Annotated in this window: 8 protein-coding genes; 7 read left to right on the top strand and 1 reads right to left on the bottom strand. The window is 39.1% G+C overall.

What is annotated here, in order from left to right:
• Window positions 1–5 precede the first annotated feature (5 nt).
• The 6 genes from P0092_RS03280 (at window position 6) to P0092_RS03305 (ending at window position 8,208) form a co-directional block, all read left to right on the top strand.
• Entirely contained in the window at window positions 6–1,151 is a 1,146-nt protein-coding gene (locus P0092_RS03280; RefSeq protein ID WP_004618932.1) for an iron-containing alcohol dehydrogenase, read from the top strand.
• Between the two features lie 21 nt (window positions 1,152–1,172).
• Window positions 1,173–2,342, top strand: a complete 1,170-nt coding sequence (locus P0092_RS03285) for an MFS transporter (protein WP_004618931.1) — start codon at window positions 1,173–1,175, stop codon at window positions 2,340–2,342.
• A gap of 45 nt (window positions 2,343–2,387) precedes the next feature.
• Window positions 2,388–3,038 (top strand): hypothetical protein, encoded by a 651-nt coding sequence (locus P0092_RS03290; RefSeq protein ID WP_004618930.1) that lies wholly within the window; start codon window positions 2,388–2,390, stop codon window positions 3,036–3,038.
• Between the two features lie 78 nt (window positions 3,039–3,116).
• The gene (locus P0092_RS03295; RefSeq protein WP_004618929.1) at window positions 3,117–4,172 is read left to right on the top strand and encodes an NAD(P)-dependent oxidoreductase; all 1,056 of its coding nucleotides are present in this window, start codon (window positions 3,117–3,119) and stop codon (window positions 4,170–4,172) included.
• Window positions 4,173–4,225: 53 nt separating this feature from the next.
• Window positions 4,226–6,199 (top strand): oxidoreductase, encoded by a 1,974-nt coding sequence (locus tag P0092_RS03300; RefSeq protein WP_004618928.1) that lies wholly within the window; start codon window positions 4,226–4,228, stop codon window positions 6,197–6,199.
• A gap of 47 nt (window positions 6,200–6,246) precedes the next feature.
• Complete coding sequence (locus tag P0092_RS03305; protein ID WP_004618927.1) at window positions 6,247–8,208, top strand: FAD-dependent oxidoreductase; 1,962 nt, start codon at window positions 6,247–6,249, stop codon at window positions 8,206–8,208.
• Window positions 8,209–8,277: 69 nt separating this feature from the next.
• Here the strand turns inward: P0092_RS03305 and P0092_RS03310 are convergent, their stop codons facing one another.
• Entirely contained in the window at window positions 8,278–9,834 is a 1,557-nt protein-coding gene (locus tag P0092_RS03310) for a xylulokinase (protein WP_004618926.1), read from the bottom strand.
• A 206-nt stretch (window positions 9,835–10,040) separates the two neighbouring features.
• On the opposite strand from P0092_RS03310, the gene P0092_RS03315 reads away from it, so the two are divergent.
• Window positions 10,041–11,585 (top strand): BglG family transcription antiterminator, encoded by a 1,545-nt coding sequence (locus tag P0092_RS03315; RefSeq protein WP_004618925.1) that lies wholly within the window; start codon window positions 10,041–10,043, stop codon window positions 11,583–11,585.
• Window positions 11,586–11,700: the final 115 nt, after the last annotated feature.

Here is an 11,700-nt window from a genome sequence, read left to right on the forward strand (position 1 = left end):
ATAATATGGGTTTTAACTTTTTTGTACAAAGCAATATTAGATTCGGCAGAGGCGTTTCAGAAGAATTGCCTCAAATCATATGTGGATATGGTATGAAAAATGTCATGGTCGTATATGATCAGGGAGTAAAAGCAGCAGGGATTTCAGAAAAGGTGTTGGAACAGGTAAATAAAGCAGGAGTAAAAGTAACAATATTTGATAAAGTAATTCCAAACCCCACCAACGAAATAGTAGAAGAGGCAGCAGTCATCGCAAAAAAGGCAGAAATTGATGGATTCGTTGCAGTTGGAGGAGGAAGCAGTATTGATCTTGCAAAAGCTATCAATGTATTGATGACAAATCCGGGTTCAATCGGGCAGTACGGCGGAGTTGGGATGGTAAAAAATCCTGTGCTTCCATTGATTGCAATTCCTACAACAGCCGGGACTTCCAGTGAAATTACAAATGTAAGTGCATTGATTGACACAGAAAAAGTTATTAAATATGTTGTAATTGATAATAATATTACGCCTTCTGATGTTATTGCAGATCCTGAATTTACGGTAACTATGCCTGCATCTGTTACAGCAGCGACAGGAATGGATGCAATTACACATGCAGTAGAGAGTTATATTTCCAATATGGCAACACCATTGTCAGAATACAATTCACTAAAAGGCTTGCAGATTATATACAACAATCTTTCTAAGGCGGTAAAGAACGGCAATGATATGGATGCAAGAGAACAAATGATGCTAGGATGCATAATCACCGGATTTGCCTTTTCCAATGCAAATCTTGGATTGGTGCATGCAATAGCACACACCTTGAGTGCACATTTCAAACTGGCACATGGTATGGCAAATGCAACTGTTCTTCCGTATGTAATGGAATTTAATGCTGAGAGCTGTCCTGAAAAAATGGTGGAACTGGCAAAAGCAATAGGACTTGCAACCAGTGGAAATATTCATAGCGACAAATACCTGCTATCAAAGGAATTGTTGAAGCTGACTAAGGATTTAGAGATCAAAACCTTATCTGAACAGGGTATCAAAGAAGAAGATCTTGAAATGCTGGCCGGAGATGTATTACATGAACCGGTACTTAACTTTAATCCCCGTCAGAATGTGACAAAGGAAAATGTAATGGACATCTTGCGCAAGGCATTTTAAGTATGGAGCGGAGGGGAATAATTGAAAAAAGCAGAAAAAAGTAAAATTATTATAGCAATTGTTGCAATATCTTTTATTCAAGGTCTGCAGTACAGTGTATCCCCTGTTCTGGGGCAGATACAGGAGCATTATAAGAATATAAATGTTAGTCTTGTACAAATGCTGATTACAGCTCCGGCATTGTTGGCGATGCTTGTTGCTTTAATTTCAGGTGGACTGGTAGTGAAGGTAAGTAAAAAGAAACTGCTGATTTTTGCAAGTATAACTTCAGGTATAGCAGGCTTCCTGCCGCTTTTGTCAGACAGCTTTGGACTGCTGTTTTTTTCCAGAATCTTTTACGGAGTTAGTCTAGGGCTAGCATGTACATTGAATACGGCAGTAGTAGCAGAATTCTTCGAAGGAAATGAAAGAGTTTCTGTTATGGGGATACAGGCGGCAAGTATCGGTACAGGTATGGTGGTCATTACCACATTGGGAGGAAGGCTTGGCGAACTTGGATTTCAGGCATCCTACTTCACTAACATTATTGGATTTCTTAGTTTTATTGCTATTGCATTATGTTTGCCGGATACCGGTAAAACACAAGTTACTCAGACTGATAAAATCCGTTTGAACAAAGATGTCTTCATAATATCTATTTTCGGAATGCTGGAGTTTTTGTTTCTGATTACTTTTACAACAAATATTTCAATGCATATAAGTGGTGAACTGACTGGTAATTCTACTGTTTCAGGAATTCTGATAGGAATTTTTTCAGGGGCACAGATTGTCATGGGGCTTATTCTTGGACTCGTGACAAAGGTAACCAGAAAGTATACTTTACCAGTAGCAATGCTAAGTTTCAGCATAGGTGGGATTTTTTTGATATGTTTTCCTGACAACTTTGTGTTGCTTATAATTGGAGCACTATTCTGTGGATTTTCGCAGGGAATGTTTATACCGCAGGCAATGTGTGATGTTGCCAATGCAGTAAACCCGGTGGCAACCACTATGGCATCCGCATGCTTTACCTGCTTCATGAGTCTTGGTCAACTAATTTCTCCGACGGTTTTGAATACGGCATCAAAATTAATATTCGGAAATGTCACTACCTCACATGCATACTTGATTTCATCAATCGGCATGGTTGCTGCTGCAGGAATTGTCATTATGATGAAGGTAGGAAAAAAACAGGAGAAACAGCTACAGTGATATATAAACAAATTACTGAGGGAATATGTTATTTTGGGGGTAAAGATGAAAAAGGGAGATTTTATTTGGGGAGCAGTTATTCTGCTGATTTCAGTATTAATGATAGTACCTGTAACCCATGAAATTTTTGTTTCGGCAACTACAAGTCATCCGTACATTATGGGATTTGTCAAATTTGCTATTATGGCAACCATGGGAGAACTGCTGGCAATCAGAATTATTTCGGGAAGCTGGAAGAAAAGCAGTGGTATGTTTTACAAAGCAGCGGTATGGGGAATAGTAGGTCTGATGATAGTCCTAATGTTCAGTGTATATTCAAATGGAGTAGCTGCTGCTGAAAAAGCTGGATATTTATTTGCATTCCAGGGTGGTTTGGGAACTCTTGTAAACGCTCTGTATGTAAGTGTGATACTAAATTTTACATTCGGACCAATGTTTATGGCAGCTCACAGAGTATCTGATACGTATATCGACATGAGAGTTGAGGGAAACAAAGTATCTGTTGGCGAATGCATTGAGAAAATTGATTGGAAGGGTTTTATAAAATTTGTTGTGTTTAAAACAATTCCTTTGTTTTGGATACCGGCTCATACCATCACATTTCTCTTGCCCGGACAGTACAGAGTGCTATGGGCCGCCTACCTTTCAATTGCACTTGGAATAATACTTTCATACGCACGAAGGAAAAAGTCATAAATCAAATAATTCAAGATAATATTTCAGAAGCTTGAGGGATAAGGTCAGTCTTATAATATTTATTTGGAGGTTTTTAGAATGAAGAAAATGCTAGCGTTATGTACACCAATATCGGAAAAACAGATGGAATTTATTAAGGAACATTGTGATGTTACCATTTGTGGAGAATTAAAACACGGAAAAGGCAAGGTAACAGAAGCACAGACAAAAGAAGAGTGTATGGGAAATGAAATTATTGTTCTTGGTGATGAAGTTGCCGGCGGGGACACCATTACAGCCTGGGCAGAAGCAGGAATGAAATTTATGGGAGTTGCTAAAGGGACACCGGCAACTGTTGACTATGAAGCAATTGCAAAGGCAGGTTTGGAATTATCCTATACCCCGGGAAGAAATCGTGTAGCAGTAGCGGAGTTCAATTTCGGACTTATGCTGGCAGCGGCAAGAAAAATTACGTTAAGCAGTACCGGACTTCAAAAGGGAGAGCATCTGGGGGAACCGGTTAAAGATATTTATGATGTACCGGATGTAAAAAATGTAATATGGGGACCACTGGATGAAAATCATCCGTTTACAGATTACGGAATTGGGTTTGAGTTATTCGGTAAGAAACTGGGTGTAGCCGGATATGGGGCAATTGGAAGAGAAGTTGCTGTCAGAGCAAAAGCTTTTGGCATGGAAATTCTGGCTTATGATCCATATTTACCTGCAGAAAAAATTGAAGCTGATGGAGCAAGAGCCGTTGACCTCGATACAATGCTAAAAGAAAGTGATATGGTAAGTATACATCTGCCAGTGCTTCCATCCACAATGGGAATGGTTAATAAGGACTGGTTCTCAAAAATGAAACCGACAGCGTATTTAATTAATACAGCAAGAGCGGCAGTTATTGACCAGAAAGATTTGATTGAGGCACTCAGTAATGGCGTGATTGGTGGAGCGGCAATTGATGTATATTGGAAAGAACCTGTTCCGGCTAATCATCCGTTGCTTTCTATGAGAAATGTAGTATTGACTCCACATATGGCAGGGCTTACTACTGATGTTGATAACTGGTCAGGTACAATGATGGCTGAGGAAATTATTGCTTATCTAAAGGGTGAACCAAGAAAATATATATGGAAAATTAAAAAATAGTAAGGTATCGCCAAGGGAGAGAACCAGAGTTATGGAGCGAAAAGGAGAAAAGTATGGCAAATTGTATTTATCATAAGGGAAAAGAAAAGTATCCAAATCTTTTTTTGCCGATCCGTATAGGTAATATCAGATTAAAAAACAGAATTATTGGTGCTCCCACAAGCCCAAGTATGATTACAGCAGAGGGACATTTTACACCTGAAATGATTGCTTATCTGGAAGAAAAAGCAATTGGTGGTGTCAGTGTAGTTACTTACGGAGAAGCAATTGTACATTCCGCAACAGGAAAATCGCATAATAAACAGCTTCAGCTAGATTCATTTGGAGTAAAACAAGGCATGGCACAAGCGGCAAGGTCAATTCATAACGCCGGAGCCTATGCAAATATTCAACTGTCACATGGCGGAAAATATGGTGGACTTGCAAGCGTCGGAGGTGATCACAACTGCTGTGATGTGGCATACGGACCTAGTCATGAGATGACACCTATGGGTGAAGTCCAGGAGATGCCAAAGGAACTGATTATGGAAATCGTTGAATCATATAAGACAGGAGCAAAGCTTTGCAAAGACTGTGGGTTTGATATGGTTCAGGTACATGCGGCACATGGATGGATATTTTCACAGTTTTTATCACCTGTGTTGAATAGTAGAACGGATGAATTCGGAGGTTCACTTGAAAATAGGGCGAGATTCCTACTTATGGTACTTGATGCTGTAAGAGAAGGGGTTGGACCAAAATTCCCAATTGAAATCAGACTGTCAGGGGATGACTTGACAGATATCGGCTTGGGGTTGGAAGACTGTATTAGAGTTGCTCAAATGGTAGATGATAAAGTGGATTTATTCAATATCTCGTGCGGAAATCATGAAGATCCGGATGTTTTTTGCAGAACACATCCGTCAGCTTTTTATCCAAGGGGAGTAAATGTTTATCTGGCAGCTGAAATTAAAAAGCACGTAAAAACACCGGTTGCGTGTGTCGGCTCCTTAAATGATCCTGCGCAGATGGAGGAAATCATAGCAGAAGGTCAGGCTGATATTGTGGAAATAGGTCGTGCATTACTGGCTGACCCATATCTTCCAAAGAAAGCCTTGGAAGGAAATGCAGACGATATTACACCATGTCTGCGTTGTTATGAGTGCTTTGGGGAAACGGCTAAAAGTGAAACTGTTAAGTGTACAGTAAATCCAACGATGGGACAGCAGCTGCAGGAAAAGTATCCGAGAAGAACCCCAGAACGTAAAAAGAAGGTTTTAATAGCCGGAGGTGGCCCCGCGGGTATGCAGGCAGCTATCACAGCAGCTGCACGCGGTCATGAGGTTATACTGGCAGAAAAGTCAGAAAAACTGGGAGGGAATCTTCATCCGGCCGGCGCACCGTATTTCAAAAAGGACATCATTGATTTTTGCAATGTACTGATAAACAGAGTTGAAAAAGCAGGGGTGAAGGTTGTTCTTAATACCGAAGTTACGGAAGACTATATAAAGGAAGTATCTCCTGATGCTTTATTCGTTGCTGTTGGTTCTAATGAGCTGAGACCGCCCATTAAGGGAATAGATTTGCCACATGTCATTATGGCTGTTGATGCGGAACTTCATCCAGAAAAACTTGGTAAAAAAGTAGCTATTATGGGTGGCGGCCTTGTGGGAAGTGAAGCGGCAGTTTCGTTTAATCATGAAGGAAAGAAATGTACAATCATTGAAATGAAGGGCGTTATAGCAGAGGAAGTAAACAGCTTTTATCGTGGAGGTCTTATGGTAGAAGTTGAGAAGAGTGCAGATATTTATGTAAATACAAAAGTAAAAGAAATTGTACCTGAAGGTGTGTTGTGTGAACGAAATGGAGAAGAATTTATCATAGCAGCCGATTCTGTAGTTTGTGCACTGGGTTTTCGTGCACCTTATGATAAAGTAGATGCTTTGTGCAGTCTGGTAGATGAATACTATATTATCGGTGATTGCAAAAATGTAGGGCAAATATATCATGCGATAAACAGTGCTTACTATGCAGCACAACTGATTTAGCACTGATAGTTGAACATCAACCGAATGAACAAAAGGGGGATGTAAAGATGAAGAGTATTACAAAATATTCAAATCTTTTTAAGCCAATTACTATTGGTAACTTACTATTTAAAAACAGAATTTTTTCAGCACCTACGTCATTGAATTGGGGAGCAGTTGATGGCAATCTTACTCCCGAGACAATAGCATACTATGAGTTAAAGGCAAGGGGCGGTGCAGCCGTTGTGACGATGGGAGAAAGTATTGTACATACTCTTACAGGAAAATCACATGACCGTCAGATTGAATTAGATAACCCAACTTCTCTTGTTGGATTATCTCAATTGGCCAAGGCTATTAAAAGACACGGCGCAGTTCCAAGTGCAGAGCTGTCTCACGGCGGAAAATGGGGAGGGCTTATCAGCATGGCAGGCAGCTTGAAAGCTGACAGGGTTGCCTATGGACCAAGTGCAGAAATGACAGAAGCTGGTGAAGTGAAGGAAATGCCTGAGAAACTGTTGCTAGAGATTATTGAATCATTTGGAAAGGGTGCAGCAGTACTGAAACGCGCAGGATTTGAAATGTGCATGGTTCATGCAGGGCATGGATGGTTCTTCGGACAGTTTTTATCACCCAAAACAAATCACCGTACTGACCGGTTTGGCGGAAGCTTTGAAAATAGAGCAAGAGTACTTGTCATGGCATTGGAATCTATCCGAAGGAATGTAGGACCCGGATTTCCTATTGAAGTACGTATGAGCGGGGATGAGTTTATAAGCGGCGGTATTACTGCTGAAGAAGGAATAAAGCTTGCGAAGACGATTGAAGGTAAATGTGATTTGATAAATGTGTCAGCCGGAATGCATGAAAATCTTGAGTTGTATATCAGAACCCATCCAACGCAGTTCGCAGAAAAAGGGCCCAATGTTTATCTGGCAGAAGCAATCAGAAAAGAAGTAAAAATTCCTGTTTCAACAGTAGGAGCAATTGTGGATCCGGAAATGATGGAAGAAATAATTGCATCAGGTAAAGCTGACATTGTTGAGTTAGGCAGACCATTACTGGCTGATCCTTATCTACCAAATAAGCTGCGTGAGGGTAAAGAAAAGGAAATTACGAAGTGTCTCCGGTGCATGGGATGCTTCGGAGAATCATTAAAGACAGAGACAACTTCTTGTACGGTTAATCCCGTCATTGGGAATGAATTTAATGAGTGGATAGCAAAAAGTCAGCCGACTACTCCAAAAAAGGTTATGATTATTGGCGGAGGCCCCGGAGGAATGAAGGCCGCTATCACAGCGGCAGAACGGGGGCACGATGTAGTGTTGTATGAAAAGTCCGATACATTGGGAGGCGCACTTAAATTTGCAAAATATGTAGACTTCAAGTATGGATTATATGAATTCAAAGAAGTATTGGAGTATCTGTTGAAAAAAAGTACTGTTTGTATTCATATGAATACAGAAGCAACTACTGAAACTGTAGAATCAGAAAATCCGGATGTATTATTGCTTGCAGTTGGTGCATCCCCAATACTTCCATGTATAAAGGGAATTGACGGAAAAAATGTTAAGTTGGCAGAAGATGTATATGGAAACGAAAATCAAGTTGGTGAAACTGTAGTAATTCTCGGAGGCGGATTGGTTGGCTGTGAAACAGCGGCGCATTTGGCGAGAAGAGGGAAAAAAGTAACGATTGTAGAAATGAGACAGGATATAGCATTAGATTCAGAAGTATTCTACCGTACTGCTATGAAAGTTGATTTGAGCAGAAATAATGTAAAAGTTATAACTAATGCTATAGGCTTGGCAGTAAATGAAGTTGGACTTGTCATTAAAACTCAGGACGGAAATGAAAAGCTGATAAAAGCAGAAACTGTCATTAGTGCAGCCGGGTATCGTGCAGACCATGTGCTTTTTCAAGAAATGAGCAACGCAGCTCCGGTTGTACAGATAATTGGAGATTGCAGAAGACCGGGTAAAGTTACTAATGCAGTATCGGATGGATATTATATAGCACTTGATATATGAAAGAATGTTAAAAGAAAAGTTCCTGCATATAGATTCGCGGGAACTTTTTATTTGGGAATATTTAGAAAACTATCTAGTCAATTTGGATATGGTTTCCTTCAACTGCTTCAGGTCAGAATCAAGATGCTTATACATATCGATATAAAGGGGATACATTTGGTCATATGCATCAGTCCATTCTTTTATTGGCTGAATAATTTCTTTTACAGTTACTAGTTTTTCCATGCTATTTGTAATATCTGGGAATACTCCTACGGCTTGTCCTGCTATCAGTGTATCACCAAAAGGAACATCGCCCGATTTTTCATCAAGAATGTGTACGGGAATATTAAGCATAGAGGCTTTTATCTGAGACCAGATACGATTCTTTGAACCGCCTCCCGTGATGCGCAGCGAATCAACCTTGGCACCGGTTTCTTTAATTGTAGATATGACATGTCGCAGTGCAAATGCAGTTCCTTCTAATACGGAACGGATTATTTCTTTTCTCTCAGTATCTAAAGATAATCCGATAAACATTCCTCGTGCATATGAATTCCAAAGTGGTGCACGTTCACCCATAAGATAAGGAAAGAACATTACTCCTTTGCTTCCGGCACAGGATTCCTTTGCAAGTTGTTTCATATATTCGTAAACATCTAAATCATGCTCATTTGCAAAGTCTTTTTCTGCTTTTCCAAAAGTATCCAGGTACCACTTTAGGGCTGCACCGGTTGTACTGAGTGGAGCATCAAATATATATGGCATACCGGAAATAGGACAGGGCTTTGTTACAAGAGGAAGATCAGTAGCGCTTGGAATATTATGGCCAACGAACACAAGGGAAGAAGTACCCGAGGATTCTCCGGCTTCTCCCAGCCTGCTAAGTCCCATTGCATACATTGAGGCTAATGCATCACTGGCACCTGCTATAACGGGGATGCCACTGACTAAACCTGTCTGTGCAGCAGCGGCAGATGTTACGTTACCAATGACATCAGTGACTGCCTGAGGCTGTGGCAATAAAGAATTTAGATCGGCACCAATTGTACGTGATACTTCATCAGACCACTTTAAAGTATTAATGTCAAGGCACTGTGTGCGGGAAGCCTGATCAATATCCATCGTGATTTTTCCAGTCAGTTTGTAGTTGATATATGAACTTGCCTGAACAATCTGGTAGGTTTTATGGAACAGTTCCGGTTCATTTTTTTTATACCATAGTATTTTATTTGGAAGAAAAACAGTATCCGGCTGTCCGCCAATAATGGATACATAACGTTTATACCCGATTTCATTTATAATATACTGCAATTCAGAAGAGGAACGGCTATCCATCCAGATGATTGCGTTACGTAAAGGATTTCCGGCCTTATCAAGTGGAAGTAGAGTAACTGTCTGTGAACTTACTGAGATACCACGGATACGTTTTACAATATCCTTTCCTGCTTTTTCTGTAATTTCAGACAAAATCTCTGTGGTATTCTTCCACCACACATCTGCGTCCTGTTCCACCATACCGGTGCCCGGAAATATTAAAGCATTCTGCCTTGATGCAGAAGCAGTAACATTCCCGTTTTGGTCCATAATGATTCCTTTTACATTTGTAGTACCAAGGTCAATTCCTAATAAGTAGTTTTCCGTCATGTATGTTTCCCTCCATTTTTAATCTTAATTTTATGCTAACAAAAAAAATATATTATCTCAAAATGCAGTTTGCCGCTATTAAGAGGAAAAGAAATGTTGAATTGAACAGAAAGCACGTATCTGTTAAATATATAAAAAAGCGCTTATGCTATACTTAATATTATCAAATGAGGGAAAGGTGCAGTGATAAAATGGGGGCATTTACATTGAGCATAAGACAGCGAAAACTACTTCGCATTTTGAACTCTGCTCATGGCATTTGTACAGGAAATGAATTATCCGGTAAGCTAGGAATTTCGGAAAGAACAGTGAGAAATGACATCAGTGAAATAAATCATATGCTGGAACCTTATAGGATATATATTAAAGCTATACACGGAAAAGGATATTTCCTCAAAATTGGTAACAGAAGAGTTTTTCTCGAGTTGATTGCAGAAAAAGATAATCTGCTGACAAAAGAAGATAGAATAAAAACACTGCTCCTGAAGCTTATAAAAGGAAATGAATGCATGGATCTGCGCGAGTTAGAGGATGAAATGTATATCAGCAAGACAACGCTGGAAAATGACTTGAAGATAATAAAAAAACGAATCATGGAAAGCAGGCCTTATCTTGAACTAGTAAGAAATGGTTATTATGTCAGGCTGGCCGATGACGAAATCAAGAAAAGAAGTATTTTAATTCAATTGTATTGTGAAAATTGGGATTATGATTCAAAAGATGGCATTGTACTGGAAGAAAATTTGATTAGTAAGGAGATTTTAAATCAGATTCATATTGTTTTAGAACAGGTTTTGAAAGAGTATAAACTGGAAATAGATGATTATGGGCTGGTTTATTTAATCATTTCGGTTGCCATAGCATATTTAAGGATTCTGGACGGACACAGATTAAAGAACGTTGATAATATTTGTGAGGAGTTAATAATTCAAGAAGCATCTGCAGAGATTTGGGAAAAGCTGAACAAACAGTGGCAGTTGGATATTGAGCCTTTGGAATATATATGGCTTGGATGTATTCTAAAACAGTTAACGGTATTGTGTATCATGGATTATGAAAGTATATTGGAAAAAGTAGAGAAAAAGAGTATTTTTCTGGCATCAACAGTTCTTAATGATATTCAGCAGGATTATGATCTGGAATTTTGCAATAATAAAAGGCTTTTTGCCGGAATGGCACTCCATATACAGGCGTTGCTTCATAATATGATTTCATATCACACTCAAAATAAATATCTGCTGGATGAGATTAGAATTAAGAACCCGTTTTTGGCAGATATTGCATATGATTTGTGTGACAGACTGCAACAAATCTGCAAATTAAATCTTGGAAAAGAAGAAGAAGATTATCTGTTGCCATTGCTGCTTTCTGTACAAAGGGATTGGCTGCAAAAGTTAAGAGGAGATGGGATAAAAGTAGCAATTGTAAGTCATCTGAATTCAGACCTGAACTGCTACTTTACCAATAAAATGCAAGAAATTTTCGGGAAGCGTATAAACTTAAATGGGCCTTATCCAATTTATAAAAGAGAAGCAATTGATGAAATTCAGCCATCATTGATACTTACAACAGTGCAGATGGATGACTTTCAATATTTTTCAGTACCGGTAATTACTGTTTCTCCTTTGGTTAACGAAGAAGATCGAAAGAAAATAGAGCTATGTTTAAACGAAATTGAGACTCTGCTATTATACACAAGATCAAAAAAATTTGAATCATGCAGAAAGGTTGAAGATACTGATGAACAGTAAAATTATATTTTTAGTTATGGATGGTACGTCGAAACAATCAAGAGTCTAAGGAAAAATTATTTTAAAACTAGGTTTACTATAATACTGCAGATATAAACATATTATATTAAAACGT

Origin of the sequence: Ruminiclostridium papyrosolvens DSM 2782 (genome assembly GCF_029318685.1) — a bacterium.
Lineage (GTDB): Bacteria > Bacillota > Clostridia > Acetivibrionales > DSM-1351 > Ruminiclostridium > Ruminiclostridium papyrosolvens.

Coding starts and splice junctions, on each gene's coding strand:
- P0092_RS03300 (WP_004618928.1), top strand. CDS start 4,226: ATGGCAAATTGTATTTATCATAAGGGAAAAGAAAAGTATCCAAATCTT.
- P0092_RS03305 (WP_004618927.1), top strand. CDS start 6,247: ATGAAGAGTATTACAAAATATTCAAATCTTTTTAAGCCAATTACTATT.
- P0092_RS03290 (WP_004618930.1), top strand. CDS start 2,388: ATGAAAAAGGGAGATTTTATTTGGGGAGCAGTTATTCTGCTGATTTCA.
- P0092_RS03280 (WP_004618932.1), top strand. CDS start 6: ATGGGTTTTAACTTTTTTGTACAAAGCAATATTAGATTCGGCAGAGGC.
- P0092_RS03310 (WP_004618926.1), bottom strand. CDS start 9,834: ATGACGGAAAACTACTTATTAGGAATTGACCTTGGTACTACAAATGTA.
- P0092_RS03295 (WP_004618929.1), top strand. CDS start 3,117: ATGAAGAAAATGCTAGCGTTATGTACACCAATATCGGAAAAACAGATG.